This window comes from Solibacillus sp. FSL R5-0449 (genome assembly GCF_037975215.1).
In the GTDB taxonomy this organism is placed as follows: Bacteria; Bacillota; Bacilli; order Bacillales_A; family Planococcaceae; genus Solibacillus.
On sequence record NZ_CP150239.1, the window covers coordinates 2,395,530 to 2,420,260 of the forward strand.

Here is a 24,731-nt window from a genome sequence, read left to right on the forward strand (position 1 = left end):
ATTATTGTTAATTAGCGTACTTCTGCACCAGCTGCTGCCAATGCTTTTAGTACTTTATTGTGTGCTGCGACTACTTCTTCGTCTGTTAATGTACGCTCTGGGTCGAAGTATGTTAACGAGAAGGCTACTGATTTTTTACCAGCCGTCATTTTCTCCCCTGCATAAACATCAAATACTTTTACCTCTTTCAATAAAGAAGTGCCTGCACCTTTAATAATGCTTACAATTTCACCAGCTGGAGCTGCTACATCCAATTCTAATGCGATATCACGACTCATTGCCGGGAAGCGCGGAATCATCGAATAAACAAGCTCTTCTTGTGTTGCACTTAAAATGGCATTCAAGTTCAGTTCAGCAACATAAGTTTCTTTGACATCGAATGCTTTTTGTTCTTGCGGATGAAGCTGTGCAATGACACCCACTTTTTCACCATCTAATAAAACATCAGCCGTACGACCAGGATGTAAGCCGTCTACTTGTGCTTTAACATAGCTTACACGAGCTGTTAAGCCTAATTTAGCCAATACCGCTTCCACAATACCTTTGGCAACGAAGAAATCAACATTTTTCTTTTCACCTTGCCATGTATTATCAATCCATTTACCTGTTAATACAAGCGCCAAGTGCTCTTCTTCAAATGGAAGTTCTTCAGCAGTTTGTCCAAGGAATACTGAACCAATTTCATATAATGCCACTGTTTCCGCTTGACGGGCTGTGTTATAGCTTGCTGCCTCTACTAAGTGAGGAATTAAGCTTTGGCGTAATGTCGTACGCTCTTCAGACATAGGCATTAATAACTTAGTTGTCTCTTCAGCTTTTAATGCAAACTTTTGAGCCTGTGCCGCTGAAGTTAATGAATACGTTACCGCTTGATAAAGACCGGCACCTTCCATAACATTACGTACAATACGGCGTCCTGCTTGATATGGTGTTAAACGGCCAACTTGCTCACTTGCCGGTAAGCTAACCGGAATTTCATCATAGCCATACATACGTGCTATTTCTTCCACGATATCTTCCGGGATTTTAATATCCTGACGTCGTGTCGGAGCATCGATGATTAATAAGCCATTAGCTGCTTCCACATCAAATTTTAAACGCTCTAAAATAGACAGCATGTCCTCTAAAGAAATCTTCATCCCTAAACGACCGTTAATAAAGTCAGGTGATACGACAACACGTGCAGGTGATTTTTCAAGTTCATCGACTAGCACTGTACCTTCCAATACTTCTCCGCCTGCTAGTTCAGCAAGTAATTGTGCTGCGCGTTCTGCTGCAGGAAGGACACGGTTCGGATCAACACCTTTTTCAAAACGTGCTGACGAATCTGAACGTAAGCCGATTTCTTTTGAAGTACGGCGTACAGACGCCGGATTGAAGTATGCAGATTCGATTACTACTGTTGTTGTAGTATTTGATACTTCTGATTTAGCACCGCCCATAACACCTGCAACCGCTTCTGCTTCCTGACCATTTGTAATGACAAGGTTGTGGCTAGCCAATTTACGTTCCTGGTCATCAAGCGTCGTCATTACTTCGTCATCACGAGCCATACGTGTCACAATTTCTCCTGTTGCCAATTTATCGTAGTCAAATGCATGTAATGGTTGACCGTATTCCATTAATACATAGTTTGTAATATCGACTACGTTATTATGTGGGCGTACACCAGCAGACATTAACGCATGCTGCAGCCATAAAGGAGATTCTTTTACTTCAATGTTTTTTACAACTTTTGCTGCATACATCGGGTTCGCTTCTTTATCTTCTACCGTTAATTTTAAAACGTCTTCCGCTTTTTCAGCTGAAGCTGTATAATCGATTTCCGGTAATTTAACATCTTGAGATAAAATTGCAGCTACTTCATAAGCAACACCAAGCATGCTCATTGCATCCGAACGGTTCGGTGTTAAACCAAGTTCAAGCACTGTATCACGTAAGCCTAAAACTTCCAATGCGTCTGCACCTGGAGTTGAATCGGCAGGTAATACATAAATGCCGTCCGCATAAGCCTTTGGCACAAGACGGCCTTCAATGCCCAACTCTTGTAGTGAACATATCATCCCTTTTGATTCTTGTCCGCGTAACTTTGCTTTTTTAATTTTAATGCCGCCTGGTAATTTTGCTCCTGGACGTGCTACGATAACTTTTTGACCAGCATCGACGTTTGGTGCACCACATACGATTTGTTGTAGTTCTTCTTCCCCTACATCCACTTGGCACACATTTAATTTATCTGCTTCCGGATGTTTTTCTTTTGATACAACGTGACCAACAACAACATTTGACATGCCTTGTGAACGGTCAATTACTGCATCAACTTCGATCCCCGCGCGCGTAATTTTTTCTGCTAATTCATTTGCTTCCAACGAAGAAATGTCTACATATTGACTTAACCATTTTAATGAAACTAACATTTATATTATCCTCCTTCTTACACTTCTGCCTGGTGGAATTGTGATAAGAAGCGTGTGTCATTTGTATAGAAATGACGAATATCATCCACACCGTATTTTAACATTGCGATTCGTTCTGCACCGATACCGAAAGCGAAACCTGAAAGCTTAGTTGAATCGTAGCCAGCCATTTCAAGTACGTTCGGGTGTACCATACCGGCACCTAAGATTTCGATCCAGCCAGTTTGTTTACATACATTACAGCCTTTTCCTGAGCATTTATGACAAGAAACGTCTACTTCTACAGATGGCTCAGTGAATGGGAAGAATGATGGACGAAGACGGATTTCGCGTTCTGCTCCAAACATTTTCTTTGCTAATGCATCAAGTGTACCTTTAAGGTCAGACATGCGGATGTTTTCACCGATCACAAGACCTTCAATTTGCATGAATTGGTGTGAGTGAGTCGCATCATCTGTGTCACGACGGAATACTTTACCTGGGCAGATCACACGGATTGGTTCGCCTTTTTTGGCTTCCATTGTACGTGCCTGCACTGGTGATGTATGTGTACGTAATAATGTTTCCTCTGAAATATAGAATGAATCCTGCATGTCACGAGCCGGGTGACCTTTAGGCAAGTTCATCGCTTCAAAGTTATAGTAGTCTTTTTCTACTTCCGGACCTTCTACGATTTCGTAGCCCATTCCTAGGAAAAGGTCTTCGATTTCTTCGATTACACGTGTTAACAGGTGACGGTTACCTGCACGCACTTTTGCGCCTGGTAACGTAACATCGATTGATTCGTTTTCAAGCTGTGCTAAAATTGCTGCTTCTTCTAGTACTGCAACTTTCTTTTCAAGTTCTGCTGTTACATTTTCGCGTACAGTGTTAACGAGGGCACCCATTTTCGGGCGTTCTTCTGCAGAAAGTTTCCCCATCCCTTTTAATAAGTCCGTGATCGGTCCTTTTTTACCTAAGTATGCAACACGAACTTCGTTTAATGCTTTTAAGTCCGCTGCATCGGCAATTTTGGCTAATGCTTCTTGTTCCAATTGCTTTAATTGTTGTTCCATTTTTACAAATTCCTCCTTAATAAATTCTTGCGACATAGTGCCTGCTCTGAACCCGCTGCTTTAATAAATTTACATATACGCACTATAATAATCACTATTTTTGAAAATAAAAAAACCTCGTCCCCTAAGAAAGGGACGAGGACGAGTTTCGCGGTACCACCCTAGTTATTGCATAAAGCAATCACTTCATTGGAGCTAACGACCATGTCTGGCCGGCAATCCTTTCACCACAAGTGGATCCCGGATGCTGCTCGCGGGGTGAACTTCACTATACAATTTGTTAGCAAGCTTTCAGTCATTGGCTTGCATTCCCTAGAACAAATGGTGTATACCTACTCTTCCCGGTCAACGCATTTCGTAATATATTCTCCAACTAGTTTAATGTATTTTCGTACATTTATCAACTAGCTGGAGCGTTTTTCATCATTACATATCCCAAAGAAGGATTAATAAAGAACCTAAAACAGTCAATAATACTAAACCGATTCCGTAAACGATATTCGAGTAGATAGCCCACTTGTCATTTGTTTCACCAGCGTGCATGAAGACAATAAACTGTAAACCAGCTTGAATGAATGCTGTTACTAATAGAATAATCATTCCAGTTGCGAATGACATATCTGTGAAGTAAACAAGCATTGCAATCACTGTTAAAATCAGTGAAAATACGAAGCCCATAATTTGGCCTTTTGGGAAGAACTTAGCCATAGATTACATCATTCCTTTCAAGTAAATGAAACTGAAGATGAAGATCCAAACAACATCCAGGAAGTGCCAGTATAGTGAGAATACAAATGTTTTCCCTGCTGTTACTGCGTTAAGTCCACGTTTAGCGATTTGGATCATAATGAAGATTCCCCAGAATAAACCGAATGTTACGTGAAGACCGTGTGTTCCTAACGTTGTTAATAAAGCAGATGTGAAGGCACTTGTCGTAATACCTGCACCAACATGTACATAGTGTACAAATTCGTAAATTTCTACAGAAATGAACGCTGCACCAAGGAATAATGTAATACCCATAAACGACAATGTCGCTTTTTTACTGCCTAGACGCATTGCATGAATGGCTAAACCGATTGTAAAACTTGATGCTAAAAGAATGAATGTCTCTGCTAATACTGGACCGATTTCAAAAATCTCAGCACCAGTTGGACCATTACCTGTACGACCTTCTAGAACAAAGTATGATGCGAATAATGTACCGAATAACATAATTTCCGCACCTAGGAAAGTCCAGAATCCGAAGATTTTCAGGTTATTTTCCTCTGTTGAATATTCCAATGGAACATTGTTATTAACTTTACCCATTATTTCGCACCTCCTTCTTTTTCATATTTTTTCTCGATTAATTCTACCTCTTCTTTATGGATATGGTAGCCATGGTCGTCTTCTAGAGAACGGTAACCCATACAAGCTAAAATACCGATTAAGCTGATGATAGCTAAAGTAAACATACTGAATACTAGAGCGAAACCACCGATGAAGAAGAATACTGATAAGATAAATGTTTGACCTGAGTTATTTGGCATGTGAATATCTTTAATTTCACCTTTGAATAACTTTACGCCGTTTTTCTTAGAATCCCAGAATGCTTCTGAAGTTGCATCAGTTACGTCTGGAGTAATTGCAAAGTTATAATGTGGAATTGGCGTATGTGTCGCCCACTCAAGACCACGTGCATCCCATGGATCTGAACCAATGTCGCGTGGAGAGTTTTTGAAACTGTACCAAATGTTCCATACTAGCATTAAGAATGAAACAGACATGATTCCGGCACCGACGAACGATACCATGTTTAATGTACTGAAACCAGCCGCATCAGAATATGTGTACATACGACGTGCTTGACCATCTAAACCAGTGATATACATTGGAATGAATGAAAGTACGAAACCAATAGACATTACCCAAACTGTAGCTTTACCTAGACGCTCGTTTAACATGAAACCGAACATTTTTGGCCAATAGAATGTTAAACCTGCTAACATCGCGTAAACAACACCAGGGATGATTACGTTATGGAAGTGAGCTACTAAGAACATTGTGTTGTGGTATTGGTAGTCCGCTGCTGACATCGCAAGCATAACCCCTGTTACACCACCTAATGTGAATAAAGGAATGAAGTGTAATGCATACAACATTGGTGTTGTAACAACAATTTTCCCTTTATAAAGTGTAAATAACCAGTTGAAAATTTTAACCCCTGTTGGGATCGCAATTGCCATTGTTGTGATCGAGAAGATCGAGTTCGTGAATGCACCTTGACCCATTGTAAAGAAGTGGTGAGTCCATACAGCGAACGAGAATACTGAAATTAAGATCATTGACCAAACCATTGACGTGTAACCATATAAGTTACGACGTGCGAATGTCGAAATTACTTCAGAGAAAATACCGAATGCCGGTAAAATTAAGATATATACTTCAGGGTGACCCCAAACCCAGAATAGGTTGGCCCAAAGCATGTCCATACCACCGTCGCCGATAGCGAAGAATTTTGTATCCCATAGACGATCCATCGTACCCATAGCTAAAGCTACTGTCAATACTGGGAATGCAAATACGATGATTAAGTTTGCAATAAGTGCAGACCAAGTGAACATTGGCATTTTAAATAATGTCATACCTGGAGCACGCATTTTCATGATAGTCGTAATGAAGTTAATACCTGTCATTAACGTACCAAGACCCGCAATTTGCAGTGCAAGCATGTAATAGTTTGTACCAACCGATGTACTGAACTCATTATCCGCTAACGGGAAATATGAAGTCCATCCAGCATCAGGAGATCCACCAACGATGAATGAGATATTGAATAATCCCATCCCCATGAAGAATAACCAGAATGCCAAGTTGTTTAAGCGTGGGAACGCTACGTCACGTGCCCCGATTTGTAATGGTACTAAAAAGTTAAAGAAGAATGTAATGAATGGCATTGCCATGAATAAAATCATGACTACTCCGTGTGTTGTAAATACTTCGTTATAGTGCTGTGCGTCTAAGAAACCGTTATCTGGAACAGCTAACTGTAAACGCATCATTACGGCATCGACACCGCCGCGGAAAAGCATAACTAAAGCGGTGATTAAATACATGATACCAATTTTTTTATGGTCAACAGTTGTAATCCATTCACGCCATAAGTAGCCCCACAATTTAAAATAAGTAACGATTGCTACTAACGCGATTGACCCTAAAACGATAGAAGCCATTGCGATATAAATTAATGTGCTTGGGTGTGGAACTGCAAACTGTGCAAAGAATTCCGACATAGTAGTACTCCTTTCGAAAAGTTGTTACTTTCAAAAATTAATGTGAAGAATGATCCTCTTCATCTTCTTCGTCTGAAGATTCATGGTTGTGTTCTGGAGCTGGTGAGAACTCTAGATGTGTACCAGTATAAGTTTGTTTACCAAGATGACCTGGCTCTAATAATTCGTCAAACTTCTCTTCTGTTAATGGAGCAGCCGTTTCATGAACTTCTGTTACCCATTCGTCAAATTCAGTTTGAGTTAATGCTGTTACATCAAAAATATTTTCTGCTGTACCACGACCTGAGAAGTTCGCGTTACGTCCCCAGAATTCGCCTGGGTTATCTGCAGCTAAGTGTAATGTTGTTACCATGTCTGCCATTGCGTATTTCTGACCACCAAGTTGTGGAATCCAGAAACTTGTAATTGGACCGTAAGAATAAAGTTTGAATTCAATTGCACGTCCAGCAGGAATGTATAGGTAGTTTACTGTTTCAATACCTTGTTCTGGATAGCTGAAGTGCCATTTCCAGTTAGATGATGAAGCATAAATAACTAAAGGTTCCTGATCTTCATATTCTTGAGGAACATTCTCAACAATGTAGTTACTCTTAACAGAAACAAATGATAAGAAAATAACGATGATAACAGGAATACCAATCATAATTGTTTCTACAAGCCAGTGACCATGAATATGCGGTGGCTCGTAATCTGGACTTTGTTTTGATGCACGGTATTTAACTAACATAAATACCAAAATTGCTAATACTGTTAGAACAATCCCTGACATTAGGTAAATTAATAACATTGTGTCATCGGCTTGTCTTTGAGCTTGAGGACCTTTAGGATCAAGTACTGCTAACTTATCGTTACAGCCTGCTAATAGGATAGCACCTAGTCCCATGAAAGAGAGTAATGTTCCCTTCATATTTACTTTCATAGTTGGACTCCTTTCCAATTAAATAGAGCTTGTTAGATTTTGCTTAAGCGCTTTCATGTGAGAGCGAAAATAAAATAATGTCGATAGTGCGATTACGAATGAATAATTTCACTTATTACCATTTACACTATGCATATAGTGGCAAATAGCCAGAGCATCAATTTATCACCATTTAGAACTTTTAAATTGAATCCCATAAATAACAGTTTGCACACTAATTTAAAAAACATTAATTTATTTTTTTGTTGTGACAACTTAAGGCGTCTGTCTAACCTACTTAGATTTTAGTTAAACATCATATAGGTGTCAAAACATCAAAATGGTAAAAACCCTTATTTCTTCCATTTTTCGAGCAATTCTTTTTTAATATATTAAAATAATGACGATAAATGCAGTAAAATAAAGCAATTACGAGCTAAAAGTTAACTTCATTTGAAAAATGACATTTCTATGAACTCGTTAAAGTTCATATTTTGCGACTTATCAGAAAGCTCAATATGTCTCAATTTACGGGTTTAATTACCATTTCCTACCTTATATTTTAAAAGAAATGGGATTTTATAAGTACTTACTTACAAAATCCCTCGTCAACTTTTCACCTGTTTATTTTACAAATGCATACAATAAAATTCCTGTTGCCACTGCAACATTCAGTGATTCTGCCCCGCCTAAAATTGGTATGATGATGTTCTGGTCTGTTTTTGCCAAAATTTGCGGATTAATGCCACTCCCTTCATTACCCACAATTAAAGCAAATGAATCACTTGGTTCCACTTCTTTGTATGAAATCGATTCATCCAATGAAGTGCCATATACACGGATACCATCAGCCTGCAGGTTTTCCACCCATTCCATCAAGTCACCACGCACGACTGGAATATGGAAATGGGAGCCTTGTGCAGAACGCAATGATTTCGGATTAAATGCATCGACACTGCCCTTCCCTAAAATAACTGCATCAATTCCTGCTGCATCTGCAGTACGGATCATTGTGCCGATATTTCCCGGATCTTGAACCGCATCGACTAAAAGTACTTTGCGCCAATTAAATTGTTCATCTACAGAAATTTGGCGCTGCTTACAATGGGCAAACACCCCTTGAGAATTTTCAGTTTCCGCAATTTCTTTTGAGACTGCATCATTTACGTCTACTAATACCACTTCATCTATTGCCCATAATAATGGTAGATCAACACCATCACGCACAATAATTTGCACGATTTGGTCTTTATGCTTTAACGCTTCTTCCACTAAATGAAAGCCTTCTACTATATATTCTTCTGTTTTTTCACGTTCTTTTCGTTGTGTTACAAGCTTTTTCCAATGCTTCACTAGCGCATTTTGTGTCGATTCGATTCTTTTCATGATTTCCCGTCCTTTTTTACGTACTCGATTGTATATTCTATCACAATTATTTTGTAATCCATAACGCAATGGCATGTATAAAGTTTATTATTTTGAACAAAGTATGGGAAAAGGAGGTTTCATATGGATTTTCAAATTCGACAAGCAATTACGGCCAATGTAATGGGCTCAGATGCCGCGGAGTTTCAGGATATCGTCAATGATGCTATTGCACGGGGCGAGGAACATTTACTTCCAGGCCTTGGCGTATTCCTGGAAAAATGGTGGAACGGTGCAAGCGAAAGTGAGCGAAACGAGTTTTCACAAAAACTGGCAAAACAATTTGTCAGCTAACATTTAGCATAACCACCCATCATTCAATTATGATGCCATACAAAAAAGCAATCCAGCGTCTCCCGGATTGCTTTTTCTATGTAGTGATGGGGCATTCCATCTTGAATACAGACATCACTTGTAGTTCTTCATGAATCTTCACAGCGTCTCCCGTTGTTATTCATGTTTGACTACTACATTATTTATTTGCCCTTCCTGCCTATAAATAATGTATGGTTCACATTGGCGACTACAACAAGTAGCAATGCCAAATGCTTGTTTTACGCTAATAATGATACTAAAACTGCTTTTTGTGCATGCAGGCGATTTTCTGCTTGCTCAAATATATAAGAATTTGGACCGTCAATAACTGACGTCGCAACTTCTTCCTCTCGATGTGCAGGTAAACAATGAAGGAACATATAATCCGGCTTTGCATGGGCTACCAATTCATCATTAATCTGGTATTTCGCAAAATCCTTCAATCGTTTTTGCGTTTCTTCTTCCTGCCCCATAGATGTCCATACATCTGCATAAACGGCATCTGCATTTGTAACAGCTGCCACTGGGTCATTTGTTACGATAACTGTACTGCCGTTACGAGAAGCAATTACTTGTGCTTTTTCAATAATACGTGCATCACACTCGTAACCTGGTGGTGTTGCGACTGCTACATGCATCCCAACATGTGCTGCGGCAACGATGAGCGCATGTGCTACATTATTGCCATCGCCTACATAAGCGATTTTTAACCCTTTCAATTCCCCTTTATTTTCGGCAATTGTTTCAAGATCAGCTAATGCCTGACATGGATGATCAAGATCCGTTAAACCATTAATGACCGGAATCGATGCGTTATCAGCCAATTCTTCAACCATCGTATGGGAGTTGGCACGGATCATAATTCCGTCCAAATAACCTGACAATACTCTTCCTGTATCGGAGATTGGTTCACCACGGCCAATTTGCATATCGCGCGCATTCATATACATGCCATATCCCCCAAGCTGCTGCATCCCTACTTCAAACGATACCCGTGTACGAGTTGAGCTTTTCTCAAAGATCATGCCGAGTGTTTTACCTTCCAATAATCGTGGACATTTGCCTGCCTTCGTTATTGTTTTCAACTGTGTCGCAAGTTCAAGCAGTTGTTTCACTTCTTCACTCGTATAGTCAAGCAGTGTTAATAAGTCTTTTCCTTGTAAACTTTCAACGGGCTTTAATTGCACCTCTTCTAATAACTTCATCATTACACACCTCTGTGAGCTTTATGTTGGTTTTATTATACAAATGAATAATTATAAAATCAAGTGAATTATTATAAATTATTTAAATTAATTTAATTGTTCAATAATTACTCCCATCTCGAACCCTCTTCTTTAAAACAAAATAATTACTTAAGCGATACTTATAATGATTAATGGAGAAAATTTATGATTTTTATTGAATTCCTATTCATTTTTTAGCATACTATTTACAGCGGTACTTTTTGGAAATAATTTACTCGTACTGCGAATTGATTTTAGGAGGAATTATTATGCCGAACGCTATCCATACAGTGCAATTACCATTATCAAACGATGTAATATGGAATTTTCTAAAGGATTACAACAATTGGGCCCCATTAATCCCAGGCTATATCGAGCATGAAGCACAACATGATACACAGTTCACTTGGACTTTACTTGCAGATTTAGGATTTACGAAAAAAAAGATTATCCTTCAAGTCGATATTACGGATTCTATTGAGCCAAGTGATGTAAAATTTAACATTAAAGGCTTATCGGACAACTTTGACGGTAACGGCTATTTTAATATTACTGCCGGTAATAACGAATCCGCTCAAGTTACAGGAAGCCTTGATCTCTCCGCGGGCGGTTTTATGGGGATGATGATCAACCCAGTGTTGGAAAGTTTCGTACCTAAAGCGACGACTGATTTGACGAATTCAATTGAGACAAAGCTAACTGCCCTTCATGACGTAAAATAAACAAAAAACCATTAACTTTCCCACTGACCGGAAAATTAATGGTTTTTTGACCTTTAGCTTTATATAGATTCCAGACCAAATTCACAAAACTTATTGAAACACACCATCGCGTACAATTTGTGATTCCACTTTAACATTCACTTTCATTTGCGGATATAACTCATACCATTTTTCTTTATCGACTATCACATTGCGTACCCTTGCTCTAAAACGCTCACCAAAGTTAAATATATCCGAATTCACATCTTGACTGTACTTAATAATTTGCTTTATCTCGCTTTCGATTTTATGATTGATTTCCTTTTCAAGTTTTTTTATTGTTTCCGGATCATCTACAATTATATCCGTATTTATTTCTCTTAAACGGCATTCCATTTTTATCGTTAGATCAAATTCAGGTACTGATGGATCCACAAGTCTAAGTACGGGCTTCGAATCAATGGAATCAATCGCTACAGCCAATTCATCAAACGGGTTTTCAGTTATGCCATCCAGCGTTGATTCAGGCAATTCTAATTGTAGTGTTCCATTATGAGTGCCTTCTCTGATCATCATTATAAACATTGTATCGTCAGCAGAAATCTGACCGACAACTTTGCTGTCTTTAAAAAGTGCCATTCCTGAGATGACAATATTTTCTTCTTCTTTTTTGATTACTGGAAGGGCATAGCTTTTTACTAAAGAGTATTTATCTCTATTCACTTCATGAAGAGTTGATGACAGCGCATGATGATGTTCAATATTTTGCTGGATTAACTGGTAAATATGCTGCCCAATATCCGTTATATTTTTGTACTGGTATTCCAGTAACTCTTTTATATCACCTTCAACAATGGCTAAATAGGTAGCATTACTAATTTCAGCACTCATTTTTAAAATGTGCAGATTGTGGTCCAACCCTTCTTTGGCCAAGTTTTCACCGAACAAGGCAACCCTCAATTGACCTGAACCAGTTATTTTAGATGTTTTTAAGTCAATTTTAGTGCGTGCCCACTTACTTGTCGCAGCTGTTGCAGATTGTATCTCTACACGGCTTTCCAAATCTTGATTAACTTGTCGAATTACAGCTATGAAAGTCAGATCCCCTTCATCTTCCAATTCATACCCGACCAATGTCGTTAAACTTATATTTTCTAAAATTTTCTGTTCTGCACAGCCACCTAACATAAATGTAAAAGCGATTACTATAATGAATTTTTTCATATAGCCAGCTCATTCATTCCTTTCCGGCTCTCTGTCTGGAGACTGAATTTTTTATATAAGCTATTAAATACAGAACCATCGGATAAATCAGCACAATAATAAATGCCATATATCCAAACTTGTTGTTGAATTCATAGATTTCACTTCTTGTTTCAATGAAGAAAGATCCGATAAATATTAAAGAAAACATGCCTAAAATAAATTTCATTTCTGAAATATTGGCAATCCTTTTCATTCCCCTGAAAGCCGACCATGCATATAAACAGAGATTCGGTAATATTACAATCATCCAAAAACAGACAGTAATCAGTTCAATCCTTTCAAGAAAAGGAAGACGAATATTACTAAAGAGCGACAATGTTGCCCAGATTGTACGCTCAAGCTGTTCCCCACTAAAAAAAGTTAATGTGACAATCATGACAAACAAATACAGAAACATTGTAAAAAATAACCCTAAAGAAACATATTTTTTTGCTTTTTCTTTTTCCTTAATAAACGGATAAAGTGTATGAATCACTTCAAATCCCGCTACGGTAAAGGTCATGTAATAGGCCCCTTTAAGTAGTTCAACTAAATCAGCGCTAAATACAGGCAATAAATAATTTACGTTAGCATAATTCAATGGAATGATTAGCGCAACAGGAATCCACAATCCTAAAAAAAAGCTAAAAAAACATATCCCGATTATTGTCCGAAGACCTGCAGTAAAGGCATACACTACCAGAATCATCAATGTAATCATAATAAAGGAAGGTTTTAATTCCGGAAAAACCCAAGCATTAATAACGTCAGTATAATTCCTTATAATTGCAAAAAAAGCTAAGCTGCTATATATGACTAAAAGTAAATTAATAAAATTCCCAATATATTTGCCAAATAGATCGAGATTAACGCCAAAAATATCCTCCGTTTCATACATTTTCAATAGCTTCAATGACATAAATACCGAAAGATAGGCGACCAAAAAACTAATAATAATGGAAATCCAGGCATCATGTTTTGCATTTTGATAGATTACTGCCTGAAATCCATGAACCCCTACTCCAACCTGGGAAGCACAAATTATATAGAAAAGTAGAGGAGCATTAAACATCTCATTTGTTCCGATTTGCAATTTATTTTTCATTCTTCCACATTCCTATCATTCTTCTGACCATCCTGGCCTGATGAAAATTCAGCACCATCTACTCTTGTAGTTGCCGATTTGCGAACAGTAAACCGATACGGAAAGCGAATTATACTGTCGCCCCAGCTTCGAATTCTTGGAGGATAAAATGGCGACAAATAAGGAGCACCCAGGCTTGTCAGTCTCAATAGATGAATCAATAAAATACAAAATGCGAGCATTATTCCATAAAAACCCCAAAACCCTGCAATAATAATAATCGGAAAACGAATAATCCTAATGACATTCCCCATCATGTAACTTGGCGTAATAAACGATGACAAGGCACATAGCGCAACAATAATGATCAGGATATTACTAGTAATCCCTGCTTGTACTGCGGCTGTTCCTAATACAATACCGCCGACGATTCCTATTGTTTGACCTATTTTTGTGGGCAACCTTGCCCCTGCTTCCCGAAGCAATTCCATAATCAATTCCAGGAAAAGCGCCTCCAGTATTGGTGGGAAAGGAACCCGGGCCCTCGATTCACTTAGCGGAACTAACAGCGACTGCGGTATGACTTCGTAATGAAAAGTTAAAGCTCCTACATACAGTGGTGTTAAAAAGATGGAAATTAAAATAGCGACGAACCTTAAGAGCCTTAAAAACGTTGCGATTGGCCATCGTAAGTTTTTATCTTCTCTGCTCTGAAAGAACTCAAAAAAGCTGTATGGGCAAAGAATTGCCATTGAACTCCCATCAACAAGAATCCCTACTTTCCCGCTTAGCAATCCATCACAAAATCGATCTGGACGTTCTGTTATTAACATTTGCGGGAAAAAGGAAAGCTTATTGTCATCAAGCAACTCAGACAGTTCCGCACTATCTATTATGTCTTGAATATCAAGTGCTTCAATTCTTTGCCTTATTGTATTAACATTTTGCTCCGCCACAATTCCTTTAATATACATTACTGAAAGCGCGGTATTTGTTTGTTTACCAACCTTGAATTTTTCGTTCCCCAAATTCGGATTTGCTATATAGCGCCGAACAAGAGAAATGTTGGTCGACAAACTTTCATTAAAACCAACTTGTGATCCAATTACTTGCGATTCATTTTCCGGAGGTGTTAAACCTCGTGACTCTCTCGCCGGGATAATGACAAGTATCGCACAGCTATGTCCTTCTACATGAATAACAACTGCTCCCGTCAGCATTGTATCTACACAATCAGTCATTTTATCAGTCTCATTTATTTGCGGAAGCGGCAATTGACTTATGATTGTTTCCGGTGATTCGTTTTCAATATTTTGTAAAGCCGGCAAAAGTTTTAAGTTCAAAATATCTTCTTTAATTAAATTATCCACAAAAATAATCGTAATTTTTTCAGTTACATGGCGTACGACCAAATCGGCTGGTGACAGCACCCGCTCCTTCATATCCTGAATAAAAATTTCAGTAGTTTCAGAAATGGCTTCACTTTTTTGTGTTTGGACGGATACCTGTTCCGGTGTTTCTTTATTTTGAGAAGATGGCGGTAATGTTTCAGTTTGTTTTTTGCGTGACTCATTTTTCTTTTTTCCAAAAAACATTCTATTGCCCCCATTCTAAAATAATTAATAGAAGCATTATTTCCCTATATTATTTTTCTATTCATCAAATATCGATTTCTTTATAGGTTTCGTTGTGGTAAAGGCAAAAAAAAAAAAATCAATTTCCCTTTCGGAAAACTGATTTTTATTTCACCTGGTCTACATCTTCATTCATAGTTCCAGATCGTAATTTCATTTTTATTCAAATGTAATTTTATTTACTGCTTCACGGTCTAATCGTTTAATTACTTCTACAATTAATTTCACAGCATTATCATAATCGTCACGGTGCAGGATACCTGCGTGTGAGTGAATATAACGTGTTGCTACACCGATTGCCAATGATGGCACACCATTTGCTGTAATATGGATTGAACCTGCATCCGTACCGCCGCCAGCCATAGCTTCGAACTGGTATGGAATGCCCGCTTCGTCAGCTACATCTAAAACAAATTCACGTAAACCTGTATGTGATACCATGGATGCATCATATACGACAATTTGTGGACCTGCGCCCATTTTTGAAGTCGACTCTTTCGGTGTCACGCCAGGTGTATCACCAGCAACACCTACATCTACAGAGAAACCGATATCCGGTTGAACTTTAAATGATGATGTTTTCGCACCGCGAAGGCCAATCTCTTCCTGTACATTCCCGACACCATAAACAATGTTTGGATGCTTTTCTTCTTTTAATGCTTTCAGTACATCGATTGCAATTGCACAGCCAATTCGGTTGTCCCATGCTTTCGCCAAAAGATGCTTTTCGTTTTTCATAACGTTGAATTCAAAATATGGTGTGATCATATCGCCTGGACGTACGCCCCACTCCATTGCTTCTTCTTTTGAAGTGGCACCGATATCAACGAACATTGATTTAATGTCGACTACTTTATTACGAACATCAGCCGGTAAAATATGTGGTGGCTTTGAACCGATCACTCCGATAATTTCTTCCCCTTTGCGCGTTGTAATTGTCACGCGTTGGGCAAGCATTACTTGGCTCCACCAGCCGCCTACAGTTTGGAAGAACACAAACCCTTTATCATCGATGCGTGTCACCATGAAACCAACTTCATCCAAGTGGCCCGCAACCATAATTTTCGGACCGTTTTCATCGCCTACTTTTTTGGCGATTAAACTGCCTAAGTTATCTGTTTCTACTTCATCTGCATATGGTGCGATATACTTTTTCATTACTTCACGTGGTGCACGTTCATTTCCTGGAATGCCGTTTGCATCTGTTAAATCTTTGAACATTTGTAATGTAGCATCGAGCTTTGTCATGTGGTTTCCCCCTAATAATTACTCATCTTTATTATAGCGACAATATTTCGAAATGTGAAATAGTTTCTTGACTTTATGTAAATTAATAGCCATTTCGTTGTCGGTCATAATTCTTTTCATTTTTTAATTCATATGCCTGCAAAACGTCATCGATTGTAAAATTCAAGTTGTACGCAATTATGCTGTATTGTTGCCACATTGCCCTGTAATTATCTTCAGTTTGGTGCTGCAGAAATGTCAGAATCGTCTGTGTCGTAGTAAGAAAGGTTTCAGTCAACTCCTGCTTCTCTTTCAAATAGGGCCATTCCTTCAATTGAAAGCCGCGCATATTTCCAAGTGAAAGCATAAAGTGAATCGAATCTACAAACTCTTCTAAAAGGACAGCTTTTTCCGACGGCCCCTTCGTTGACCAAAACTTGAAACAGCGCGTTTCGTTGGCAAGTTCACTTAGCTCGACTAATAATGCAAGACCTTTTTCGGCAAATACATCCTTCTGTACATGTTGGTTTTCTTCAATGAATTGATCAAGTTTACTTTGTTTTTCAAATAATTGATGAAATTGCATCAAAACATCCCTCTTTCTCAAAATAAAATGAAACTTTTTATACTACTCAATCGTATAGGAGGGAATCAACGTAAGCAAGGAGGAAGTTTCATGGCTATTTTGTTACGACTTGCCATCATCCTTCTCATCATTTACATATTTTATAGAGGGGTACGCTACTTAATCGACCCAAAGCGTAAATTGGATGAGGCATATGAAAATGGACAATATTATTTTTATGATGATGTGAAAAACATTCGGAAAAACTTTTTCATTTCGTATAAGGGAGCATTATTTGAAGGAGAAAAGTATTTAGGTACGACAGACAATGCATTTGAAGTCGTCAGTATTTTCGTCTTTGTCCATGATGCGATGAAACTTCAAGGGTTTACGAAAGAAGATTTTTTGTATTTGGAAAGTGAAATTCTTATGAATTATCCAAACGCCACGATCAATTGGAAAAATCCGATTGAGCAACTAATGAAAGAGTAACTGGAGATAGCGAACCTCATAATTGAGAGGTTCGCTTTTTTGAAACCTTTTTCTACCATTACCAGTCCTTATATTTTCTTCCATCGGTTTAAATGTTGCGCTTAGCTCTATTGTAAATGAAATTAGACAAGCGCCTTTTTTCCAGCTAATGCCTGTTCACGAAAATGAGTGGTTCAGGCAAAGAAACGTATCAAATACCGCTTTTTTACTCCGATTGGTGTTGTAATGATACTCCTATTTTTTATCATATAAACCAAAAGGATGCTGCATTTTACTGCAGCATCCTATTTATCGATTATGTCCGTAATGCCCGGGATTTGCGACAGCTCCAATCGTACTTACCCAGCGGTTTGTATAATTGAAGAACCCGGCAACATACGCGGCTTCCAGTATTTCATGATCATTAAAGCCAGCCTCACGCAGTAAATCAACTTCTTTAGTCGTTATTTCATTTGGATATCTCGTAACCCGGTAAGCATAATCACATAACGCACGCTGCTTTTCCGTAAGTTTTGCAGAGCGGTAATTGTATGTTAATTGGTCCACCCATCCCGGATTTTTTGTTATTCCGCGGAGGACATCACTATGTGAAGTAAGGCAATAATTGCAATTATTCGTCGAAGAGACAACAAGCCCGATCATTTCCTTGTCTGCTAACGACAAATAAGTTGTTTCTTCATTGAATAAGGAATATTTAAACTCCAAAAAACCTTTATACTGCAGCGCATTTAATGGAAGAATCTTAAACAAATTATTTACAAAACCGTTCTGCTCCAGTTGCTTTTCAACTTGTTCATCAAAAAGTTGCTGTATATCATCCGGTATTTCCTCTTCATTTGGCTTTTGTAAATAAGACAATTGCTCTTCGTATTTCGTCATTTCATTACTCCCCGTTTTTAAATTTACTGAATTCATTATAAATTACAACTATTAAACTAACAAATGAATAATCTGCCATATTATACAAAAAAGCATAGACCTATTTAGTCTATGCTTTAAAATGATATTAAAATAGCTGAACGAGTAAAAATACATGAATCGCTCCAAGTAAAGGAAAGCCAAATGCAAATTTGTTATGCTTTGTTTTATGACGGAATAAGTACATTCCTAAAACACCGCCAAGTGCCCCTCCCAGAACGCCCAATGTTAATAATGTCCGTTCGGAAATACGCCATTCCTTCTTTTTGGCACGTTCTTTATCTATGTACATATATACACATAATACGAGTGAAACAACGGCAACATATGAAAGTGCTGCTAATTCCATCTGAATTCCCCCTAGTCAAAAAAAGACTGATAAGGAGCAATTCCCTATCAGTCTTTATTATAGCTTCAACTAAATATTTTGCACCTGTCGCTTACGCTTTCAGTACAGAAATAGTTTTTGACAAGGTCAAAAATTATTTAGCAACTGCTTTTTTAGCTTCTTCAGCTAATTGAGCGAATGCTGTTGCATCAGTTACAGCTAAGTCAGCTAACATTTTACGGTTAACTTCGATACCTGCTACTTTTAAGCCGTGCATTAAACGAGAGTAAGATAAACCGTTCATGCGAGCTGCCGCATTGATACGAGTGATCCATAATTTACGGAAATCACGTTTCTTTTGACGACGGTCACGGTATGCATATTGACCTGATTTCATTACTGCTTGGTTAGCTACTTTATATAAAGTATGTTTTGAACCAAAGTAACCTTTAGCTAATTTTAAAACTTTTTTGCGACGAGCGCGTGTTACTGTTCCGCCTTTTACGCGTGGCATAGTAATTACCTCCTGCTAATTCTTTCGAATGCTTAATTTTATTTTTGTTTTTAATAATCTTTTAAACGGTCAAGATTATTTCATGTAAGTTAATAATGTACGGATACGCTTGAAATCGCCTGAAGTTGCAACTTTTGCTTTACGTAAGTGACGTTTTGCTTTAGTTGATTTGTTAGCGAATAAGTGAGAGCCATAAGCACGGTCAAATTTTAATTTACCAGTACCTGTTTTTTTGAAACGTTTCGCAGCTCCACGGTGAGTTTTCATTTTTGGCATGTCGATTTCCTCCTAAACTTGTTTCTACATACGTATTATTTCTCTGTCTTCGGTTGAAGAACTAAGAACATGCTTCGGCCTTCCATCTTCGGTTTTTGCTCAACCGTAGATACTTCAGCACAAGCTTCAGCAAAGCGATCCAGCACACGCTGACCAATTTCTTTGTGTGTGATTGCACGACCTTTAAAGCGAATTGAAGCTTTAACTTTATCTCCTTTTTCAAGGAACTTAATCGCATTACGTAATTTCGTTTGAAAATCATGTTCATCGATTGTTGGGCTCAAACGAACCTCTTTCATTACGATTACTTTAGAGTTTTTACGAATTTCACGGTCTTTCTTTTGCTGTTCAAACTTAAATTTACCATAGTCCATGATACGAGCGACTGGTGGCTTGGCTTGAGGGGCCACAAGGACAAGATCCAAGTTAGCACGAGCGGCAATTTCCAACGCTTCTGTACGCGTTTTTAGACCAAGCTGATCACCATTGTGGTCAATTAGACGAAGTTCGCGCGCGCGGATGCCTTCGTTTACATACATGTCTTTGCTAATATTAATCCACCTCCAAGTGTTTGTCGCGAATACATGAGTTGGTGTAAAGTATAACCCTGTCGAACGGTACACCTCTGCGTGATGTCCATATGTTCTTCTTGTCTTTACAAACAAAAAGGACGGACATTTGAGATGTCCGCCCGCTATATGTGCATACGCATTCATGCGTAAAACAATTCAACGTTTCTGATACCTGCACGTAACTTATATAAAAGCACTTGTCAGGTGAGAAGCGGGCAGCCTCTACTTTCAAACTTTTGTATTCATAACCTAAATAATCTTAACACGAGCTTAAAGTAACGTCAAGCATTTTTATATGATTAATTTTATTGTTTCTCTTTTTTTTTTAAAATAAATGAAATTAATTTTCATTTCCAGGTTTTACTTAAAAAATTAGTGGTATCTAATTAAGGACTCACATTTTATCGATAGGAGGAATTTTTTAATATGTTCAGACATCAAAAAGAATTACAATTTGAGGTAAAAGTTGAAAGACCAGATCCATTATTAGCGAAACAAGTTCAGGAAGTTCTTGGCGGTCAGTTCGGTGAAATGAGTGTCATGATGCAATACCTTTTCCAAGGTTGGAACTGTCGTGGCGAAGAAAAATACAAAGACTTATTAATGGATATCGGTACCGAAGAAATCGGTCACGTTGAAATGCTATGTTCTTTAATTAGTCAATTACTTGATGGTGCATCACCTGATGACCAGCAAAAAATTGCGCAAGATCCGATGATGGATTCAATTATGGGCGGCATCAATCCGCAGCACTTAATTGTTAGTGGTTTAGGGGCTACTCCAAAAGACTCTAACGGTATACCATGGAATGCCGGTTATATCGCAGCGAGTGGTAACCTGCTTGCAGACTTCCGCGCTAACTTAAATGCAGAATCACAAGGCCGTTTACAAGTTGCGCGTTTATACCATATGACAAAAGATGAAGGTGTACGTACAGTATTCAGAAAAATGCTGGCACGTGACCGTTACCACCAATATCAATGGATGGCAGCTATTAAAGAGCTTGAAGAAAAGAAAGGCGTCGTCGTTCCTGCTTCATTTGCACCGGAAGACGAGTTGGAAGCTCAGCCGCATGCTTATGAACTATGGAGCTTATCTGAGGGTACAGCTTCTAAAAATGGTCCGTGGGCACAAGGTACAGCACCGGATGGAACTGGGGAATTTGTTTTCTTGGATAACCCGGCACCAATGGGACAAGTACCAAACCCGGTCGTACCGCCAACAACGCTACACCATGATATCGATGTAGACAAAAAATTATAATCTACTATAAAAACTGTCCTCGACCTTATATTACCTACAGGTCGAGGACAGTTTTTTATTTACATCATATTAGGTGGTGTGTCGAAAATAGTTGGTGGTGCTGGACGTAAAACAGGAGCCGGTGCAAAAGGCTGCGGGTGTTCCACATAATTGAAGACACCTTCCCCGTCCATACTCGGTCCATGTGCCCAACGTCCGTGTGCACTTTCATTTCCGCGGGAGAAGTTGAATAATGTATAGGCTACTTCACGTTTTTCAAGTTCTTTAGGGAAGGTACTCGGCACAACAATATTTTCCTGAGCCTCTAATTCTTTAATCGCAGCTACCCACTGATTTTGGTGCATTGTATCTCTAGCAAGCAGCCATGAAAACATATCACGTACACCCGGATCTTCCGTTTCATAATAAAGACGCGCTACCTGTAAACGCCCTTGCGATTCGGCATTCAGATTCGCACGGAAATCCGCCAGTAAGTTTCCGCTTGCTGCAATATAGCCCGCATTCCATGGTACCCCATTGGAATCTTTCGGCGCTGCCCCTAGACCAGTGACGATTATATGCTGGGGATTACTGCCTCCTAGAATTGCTGCGATCAATGGGTCCTTTGCAGCCTCATCCAGTGCTACAGGCTCAACACCATCCAGCAATCTCGCAATCATTGTCGAAATCATTTCAATATGTGCAAGTTCTTCCGTGCCTGTATCCATCAGTAAGTCACGGTATTTTTCATTGCCTCTCGTATTCCAGCCTTGAAATAAGTATTGTAGCGCTACCGACATTTCTCCAAATTGACCACCTAGAATTTCCTGCATTTTACGGGCCATAACCGGATCCGGTCTGCACGGCTTGGCTTCATATTGCAGTTCCTTTATATGATAAAACATTCATTCACTCCTTTTATATTTCCTACTATATGCATTTATTTAAAAAATGCTTTAAGAAATATAAAAATGAAAAACGGAACTTGCATTTCGAAAGCTAAAAAGGCGGCCCACAAAATAAGGGCCGCCTTCTTCATATTATTTCTTCACTTCTGCTGTAATATCTGCAAGGAACTGTTCAAAGCTGATTGTTTCTGAATCCTTTGAACCATAGCGGCGGATATTTACCGCATTTTCTGCTACTTCTTTATCTCCAAGTACAAGCATGTACGGGATTTTTTGCATTTGTGCTTCACGGATTTTGTAACCTAGTTTTTCTTCACGGTCATCCATTTCTACACGGATACCAGCTGCTGCTAATTTTTCTTGTACTTCGCGTGCATAATCATAGTGCACTGCGTTTGATACAGGAATAATTGTCGCTTGCACCGGTGCCAACCATGTCGGGAATGCTCCTTTGTATTCTTCGATCAAGAATGCTACGAAACGTTCCATTGTTGATACAACACCACGGTGAATAACTACTGGACGTTGTGGCTGCCCATCTTCACCAATGTAAGAAAGGTCAAAACGTTGTGGCAATAAGAAGTCAAGTTGTGCAGTGGATAAAGTTTCCTCTTTACCAATTGCTGTTTTTACTTGAACATCAAGTTTTGGACCATAGAATGCTGCTTCGTCTTCTGCGATGAAGTAGTCATAGCCAAGCTCATCCATTGCTTCTTTTAACATTGCCTGTGCAGTTTCCCACATTTGATCGTCATCAAAGTATTTCTCTGTGTTGTTCGGATCGCGGTAAGAAAGACGGAATGAGAAGTCTTTTAGATCGAAGTCTTTATATACTTCTAAAATCAGTTCCACTACTTTTTTGAATTCTGCCTTAATTTGATCTGGTCGTACGAAAATGTGTGCGTCATTTAAAGTCATCCCGCGTACACGTTGCAATCCAGATACCGCTCCACTCATTTCATAACGGTGCATTGTACCAAGCTCCGCAATACGGATTGGCAAGTGACGGTAAGAGTGCAGACCGTTTTTGAATACCATCATATGGTGAGGACAGTTCATTGGACGTAAAACAAGTGTTTCATTGTCCATTTCCATTGGAGGGAACATGCCGTCTTGATAGTGCTCCCAGTGACCTGATGTTTCATATAGTTTTTTCGAGCCAAGCACTGGTGTATATACGTGTTTGTAACCTAAAGATAATTCTTTGTCTACGATGTAGCGTTCGATTGTACGGCGGATTGTTGCACCGTTTGGTAACCATAGCGGTAACCCTTGACCAACAGTTTGGCTAGTCATGAATAAATCCAATTCTTTACCGATTTTACGGTGGTCACGTTCTTTTGCTTCTTCAAGCATTTGAAGATGGTGCTTTAACTCGTCTTTTGTGAAGAATGCAGTACCGTAAATACGTTGCAGCATTTTGTTGTCTGAGTTACCGCGCCAGTATGCACCAGCTAATGATAATAGTTTGAACTCTTTTAATTTGCCTGTAGATGGTACGTGTACACCACGGCAAAGGTCAAAGAAATCGCCTTGGTAGTAAATTGATACTTGGTCATCAGCTGGAATTGCTTCAAGTAGTTCTAATTTATACTCGTCGCCAACTTCCTCGTAGATTTTTTGTGCTTCATCACGAGAAACGTTTTTGCGCTCGATTTCGATGTTTTCAGAAATGATCTTTTTCATTTCTTTTTCGATTGCTGGTAAATCTTCTGCAGTAATCGGTGTTGGTGAATCGATGTCATAGTAGAAGCCTGAATCGATAACTGGACCGATACCTAATTTTACATCTGGATATAGACGTTTTACTGCCTGTGCTGTTAAGTGGGCAGTTGAGTGACGAAGGATTTCTAATGCTTCGTCTGATTTGTTTGTAATGATTTCGATTGCACCGTCTTGTTCGATCCCTGTTTTTGCATCGATTAATGTGCCATTGATTTTACCTGCTAATGTTGATTTTTTAAGTCCTGGGCTGATTGAACCTGCAACGTCCAATGTAGATGTTCCCTTGGCGAATTCCTTTACTGCGCCATCCGGGAATGTTAATTTGATCATTTCTGACATGTTGTTGTCCTCCTTTTAAATATTTGAAAGTGATAAAATGCCGTCTTTAAATGCCGTTGATTTCCGTTTCGGTTACGCTTTCCGCGGGCACGGCTCGAGCCTGTAGTCTCTCACTCGTGCTTTTCCCGCTGGAGTCGAACCTCCACTCCAATCAACTAGTTTTCCCTGCAAATATCATTTCACTACTCTTTTATAAAATTTGTTCAGCACTTTTAGGCAAAATAAAAAGCACCGTCCCAACAAAGGGACGATGCTGTATGCTCGTGGTGCCACCCTTCTTCCTTCTTCGTTAAACGAATCAGAAGCTCTCGGTCAGTTAACGTACTGAGAAACGATGACGGATTGGCCCC

24 protein-coding genes are annotated in these 24,731 nt (G+C 38.9%); 4 read left to right on the plus strand and 20 right to left on the minus strand.

Annotation, left to right across the window (positions count from 1 at the left end; all coding sequences use genetic code 11):
• Positions 1 to 11 precede the first annotated feature (11 nt).
• The 7 genes from pheT to MKY27_RS11995 all read right to left on the minus strand — a co-directional run bounded on the left by pheT (position 12) and on the right by MKY27_RS11995 (position 9,031).
• Positions 12 to 2,417, minus strand: coding sequence for a phenylalanine--tRNA ligase subunit beta (gene pheT / locus MKY27_RS11965; RefSeq protein WP_339195314.1), 2,406 nt, complete (start codon positions 2,415 to 2,417; stop codon positions 12 to 14).
• A 17-nt stretch (positions 2,418 to 2,434) separates the two neighbouring features.
• On the minus strand, positions 2,435 to 3,472 hold the full coding sequence (gene pheS, locus MKY27_RS11970) for a phenylalanine--tRNA ligase subunit alpha (protein WP_079528316.1): 1,038 nt from the start codon (positions 3,470 to 3,472) through the stop codon (positions 2,435 to 2,437).
• Between the two features lie 426 nt (positions 3,473 to 3,898).
• Positions 3,899 to 4,180, minus strand: a complete 282-nt coding sequence (gene qoxD, locus MKY27_RS11975; RefSeq protein ID WP_339195316.1) for a cytochrome aa3 quinol oxidase subunit IV — start codon at positions 4,178 to 4,180, stop codon at positions 3,899 to 3,901.
• A gap of 3 nt (positions 4,181 to 4,183) precedes the next feature.
• The gene (gene qoxC / locus MKY27_RS11980) at positions 4,184 to 4,783 is read right to left on the minus strand and encodes a cytochrome aa3 quinol oxidase subunit III (protein WP_339195318.1); all 600 of its coding nucleotides are present in this window, start codon (positions 4,781 to 4,783) and stop codon (positions 4,184 to 4,186) included.
• On the minus strand, positions 4,783 to 6,747 hold the full coding sequence (gene qoxB / locus MKY27_RS11985; protein WP_339195320.1) for a cytochrome aa3 quinol oxidase subunit I: 1,965 nt from the start codon (positions 6,745 to 6,747) through the stop codon (positions 4,783 to 4,785). Before qoxB ends, qoxC begins: the two co-directional genes overlap by 1 nt.
• A 37-nt stretch (positions 6,748 to 6,784) precedes the next feature.
• Positions 6,785 to 7,666: a cytochrome aa3 quinol oxidase subunit II gene (qoxA, locus tag MKY27_RS11990; protein WP_339195322.1), complete on the minus strand. Its 882-nt coding sequence runs from the start codon at positions 7,664 to 7,666 to the stop codon at positions 6,785 to 6,787.
• Between the two features lie 603 nt (positions 7,667 to 8,269).
• Entirely contained in the window at positions 8,270 to 9,031 is a 762-nt protein-coding gene (locus MKY27_RS11995; protein WP_339195325.1) for an RNA methyltransferase, read from the minus strand.
• A 123-nt stretch (positions 9,032 to 9,154) separates the two neighbouring features.
• On the opposite strand from MKY27_RS11995, the gene sspI reads away from it, so the two are divergent.
• On the plus strand, positions 9,155 to 9,364 hold the full coding sequence (gene sspI / locus MKY27_RS12000) for a small acid-soluble spore protein SspI (protein WP_339195328.1): 210 nt from the start codon (positions 9,155 to 9,157) through the stop codon (positions 9,362 to 9,364).
• Positions 9,365 to 9,624: 260 nt separating this feature from the next.
• On the opposite strand, the gene argF is transcribed toward sspI, so the two are convergent.
• Positions 9,625 to 10,590 (minus strand): ornithine carbamoyltransferase, encoded by a 966-nt coding sequence (gene argF, locus MKY27_RS12005; protein ID WP_339199720.1) that lies wholly within the window; start codon positions 10,588 to 10,590, stop codon positions 9,625 to 9,627.
• 290 nt (positions 10,591 to 10,880) lie between these two features.
• Here argF and MKY27_RS12010 point away from each other — a divergent pair, with 290 nt between their 5' ends.
• Positions 10,881 to 11,333, plus strand: coding sequence for an SRPBCC domain-containing protein (locus MKY27_RS12010; RefSeq protein ID WP_339195329.1), 453 nt, complete (start codon positions 10,881 to 10,883; stop codon positions 11,331 to 11,333).
• Between the two features lie 90 nt (positions 11,334 to 11,423).
• Here the strand turns inward: MKY27_RS12010 and MKY27_RS12015 are convergent, their stop codons facing one another.
• The 5 genes from MKY27_RS12015 to MKY27_RS12035 form a co-directional block, all read right to left on the minus strand.
• Positions 11,424 to 12,536 carry a Ger(x)C family spore germination protein gene (locus MKY27_RS12015; protein WP_339195331.1) on the minus strand — a complete coding sequence of 371 codons (1,113 nt, stop codon included), beginning with the start codon at positions 12,534 to 12,536 and terminating at the stop codon, positions 11,424 to 11,426.
• A 13-nt stretch (positions 12,537 to 12,549) separates the two neighbouring features.
• Positions 12,550 to 13,662, minus strand: a complete 1,113-nt coding sequence (locus tag MKY27_RS12020) for a GerAB/ArcD/ProY family transporter (RefSeq protein ID WP_339195334.1) — start codon at positions 13,660 to 13,662, stop codon at positions 12,550 to 12,552.
• On the minus strand, positions 13,659 to 15,236 hold the full coding sequence (locus MKY27_RS12025) for a spore germination protein (RefSeq protein ID WP_339195337.1): 1,578 nt from the start codon (positions 15,234 to 15,236) through the stop codon (positions 13,659 to 13,661). The genes MKY27_RS12020 and MKY27_RS12025 overlap by 4 nt, the downstream gene beginning before the upstream one ends.
• 198 nt (positions 15,237 to 15,434) lie before the next feature.
• Positions 15,435 to 16,523 carry a M42 family metallopeptidase gene (locus MKY27_RS12030; RefSeq protein ID WP_339195340.1) on the minus strand — a complete coding sequence of 363 codons (1,089 nt, stop codon included), beginning with the start codon at positions 16,521 to 16,523 and terminating at the stop codon, positions 15,435 to 15,437.
• Positions 16,524 to 16,605: 82 nt separating this feature from the next.
• On the minus strand, positions 16,606 to 17,088 hold the full coding sequence (locus MKY27_RS12035; protein ID WP_339195343.1) for a dUTP diphosphatase: 483 nt from the start codon (positions 17,086 to 17,088) through the stop codon (positions 16,606 to 16,608).
• A 90-nt stretch (positions 17,089 to 17,178) separates the two neighbouring features.
• Between MKY27_RS12035 and MKY27_RS12040 the strand changes: the two genes are divergently transcribed.
• On the plus strand, positions 17,179 to 17,559 hold the full coding sequence (locus tag MKY27_RS12040) for a sigma-w pathway protein ysdB (protein WP_339172493.1): 381 nt from the start codon (positions 17,179 to 17,181) through the stop codon (positions 17,557 to 17,559).
• A gap of 288 nt (positions 17,560 to 17,847) precedes the next feature.
• On the opposite strand, the gene MKY27_RS12045 is transcribed toward MKY27_RS12040, so the two are convergent.
• From MKY27_RS12045 to infC, 5 genes are all read right to left on the minus strand, one after another.
• On the minus strand, positions 17,848 to 18,438 hold the full coding sequence (locus MKY27_RS12045; RefSeq protein WP_339195346.1) for a peroxidase-related enzyme: 591 nt from the start codon (positions 18,436 to 18,438) through the stop codon (positions 17,848 to 17,850).
• A gap of 127 nt (positions 18,439 to 18,565) precedes the next feature.
• The gene (locus MKY27_RS12050) at positions 18,566 to 18,826 is read right to left on the minus strand and encodes a DUF1294 domain-containing protein (RefSeq protein ID WP_251686520.1); all 261 of its coding nucleotides are present in this window, start codon (positions 18,824 to 18,826) and stop codon (positions 18,566 to 18,568) included.
• A gap of 133 nt (positions 18,827 to 18,959) precedes the next feature.
• Entirely contained in the window at positions 18,960 to 19,319 is a 360-nt protein-coding gene (gene rplT, locus MKY27_RS12055; protein ID WP_079528354.1) for a 50S ribosomal protein L20, read from the minus strand.
• Positions 19,320 to 19,394: 75 nt separating this feature from the next.
• A complete protein-coding gene (gene rpmI / locus MKY27_RS12060) occupies positions 19,395 to 19,595 on the minus strand; it encodes a 50S ribosomal protein L35 (protein ID WP_008407727.1) in 201 nt (66 codons plus the stop codon).
• Between the two features lie 35 nt (positions 19,596 to 19,630).
• The gene (gene infC, locus MKY27_RS12065; RefSeq protein ID WP_139377776.1) at positions 19,631 to 20,134 is read right to left on the minus strand and encodes a translation initiation factor IF-3; all 504 of its coding nucleotides are present in this window, start codon (positions 20,132 to 20,134) and stop codon (positions 19,631 to 19,633) included.
• Between the two features lie 459 nt (positions 20,135 to 20,593).
• Between infC and MKY27_RS12070 the strand changes: the two genes are divergently transcribed.
• Positions 20,594 to 21,430 (plus strand): manganese catalase family protein, encoded by an 837-nt coding sequence (locus tag MKY27_RS12070; RefSeq protein WP_339195348.1) that lies wholly within the window; start codon positions 20,594 to 20,596, stop codon positions 21,428 to 21,430.
• Positions 21,431 to 21,489: 59 nt separating this feature from the next.
• Here the strand turns inward: MKY27_RS12070 and MKY27_RS12075 are convergent, their stop codons facing one another.
• Both MKY27_RS12075 and thrS read right to left on the minus strand, forming a co-directional pair.
• Positions 21,490 to 22,314, minus strand: coding sequence for a manganese catalase family protein (locus tag MKY27_RS12075; protein ID WP_339195351.1), 825 nt, complete (start codon positions 22,312 to 22,314; stop codon positions 21,490 to 21,492).
• A 135-nt stretch (positions 22,315 to 22,449) separates the two neighbouring features.
• Complete coding sequence (thrS, locus tag MKY27_RS12080; protein WP_339172508.1) at positions 22,450 to 24,381, minus strand: threonine--tRNA ligase; 1,932 nt, start codon at positions 24,379 to 24,381, stop codon at positions 22,450 to 22,452.
• Positions 24,382 to 24,731: the final 350 nt, after the last annotated feature.

Bases quoted from the DNA above. Each gene is read 5' to 3' on its own strand.
- MKY27_RS12040 (WP_339172493.1), top strand. From the start codon at position 17,179: ATGGCTATTTTGTTACGACTTGCCATCATCCTTCTCATCATTTACATA.
- MKY27_RS12020 (WP_339195334.1), bottom strand. From the start codon at position 13,662: ATGAAAAATAAATTGCAAATCGGAACAAATGAGATGTTTAATGCTCCT.
- argF (WP_339199720.1), bottom strand. From the start codon at position 10,590: ATGAAGTTATTAGAAGAGGTGCAATTAAAGCCCGTTGAAAGTTTACAA.
- pheS (WP_079528316.1), bottom strand. From the start codon at position 3,472: ATGGAACAACAATTAAAGCAATTGGAACAAGAAGCATTAGCCAAAATT.
- rpmI (WP_008407727.1), bottom strand. From the start codon at position 19,595: ATGCCAAAAATGAAAACTCACCGTGGAGCTGCGAAACGTTTCAAAAAA.
- pheT (WP_339195314.1), bottom strand. From the start codon at position 2,417: ATGTTAGTTTCATTAAAATGGTTAAGTCAATATGTAGACATTTCTTCG.
- MKY27_RS12010 (WP_339195329.1), top strand. From the start codon at position 10,881: ATGCCGAACGCTATCCATACAGTGCAATTACCATTATCAAACGATGTA.
- infC (WP_139377776.1), bottom strand. From the start codon at position 20,134: ATGTATGTAAACGAAGGCATCCGCGCGCGCGAACTTCGTCTAATTGAC.
- qoxA (WP_339195322.1), bottom strand. From the start codon at position 7,666: ATGAAAGTAAATATGAAGGGAACATTACTCTCTTTCATGGGACTAGGT.
- MKY27_RS12030 (WP_339195340.1), bottom strand. From the start codon at position 16,523: ATGACAAAGCTCGATGCTACATTACAAATGTTCAAAGATTTAACAGAT.
- MKY27_RS12025 (WP_339195337.1), bottom strand. From the start codon at position 15,236: ATGTTTTTTGGAAAAAAGAAAAATGAGTCACGCAAAAAACAAACTGAA.
- MKY27_RS12045 (WP_339195346.1), bottom strand. From the start codon at position 18,438: ATGACGAAATACGAAGAGCAATTGTCTTATTTACAAAAGCCAAATGAA.
- MKY27_RS12075 (WP_339195351.1), bottom strand. From the start codon at position 22,314: ATGTTTTATCATATAAAGGAACTGCAATATGAAGCCAAGCCGTGCAGA.
- qoxC (WP_339195318.1), bottom strand. From the start codon at position 4,783: ATGGGTAAAGTTAATAACAATGTTCCATTGGAATATTCAACAGAGGAA.
- MKY27_RS11995 (WP_339195325.1), bottom strand. From the start codon at position 9,031: ATGAAAAGAATCGAATCGACACAAAATGCGCTAGTGAAGCATTGGAAA.
- qoxB (WP_339195320.1), bottom strand. From the start codon at position 6,747: ATGTCGGAATTCTTTGCACAGTTTGCAGTTCCACACCCAAGCACATTA.
- rplT (WP_079528354.1), bottom strand. From the start codon at position 19,319: ATGCCACGCGTAAAAGGCGGAACAGTAACACGCGCTCGTCGCAAAAAA.
- qoxD (WP_339195316.1), bottom strand. From the start codon at position 4,180: ATGGCTAAGTTCTTCCCAAAAGGCCAAATTATGGGCTTCGTATTTTCA.
- MKY27_RS12015 (WP_339195331.1), bottom strand. From the start codon at position 12,536: ATGAAAAAATTCATTATAGTAATCGCTTTTACATTTATGTTAGGTGGC.
- MKY27_RS12070 (WP_339195348.1), top strand. From the start codon at position 20,594: ATGTTCAGACATCAAAAAGAATTACAATTTGAGGTAAAAGTTGAAAGA.
- thrS (WP_339172508.1), bottom strand. From the start codon at position 24,381: ATGTCAGAAATGATCAAATTAACATTCCCGGATGGCGCAGTAAAGGAA.
- MKY27_RS12050 (WP_251686520.1), bottom strand. From the start codon at position 18,826: ATGGAATTAGCAGCACTTTCATATGTTGCCGTTGTTTCACTCGTATTA.
- sspI (WP_339195328.1), top strand. From the start codon at position 9,155: ATGGATTTTCAAATTCGACAAGCAATTACGGCCAATGTAATGGGCTCA.
- MKY27_RS12035 (WP_339195343.1), bottom strand. From the start codon at position 17,088: ATGCAATTTCATCAATTATTTGAAAAACAAAGTAAACTTGATCAATTC.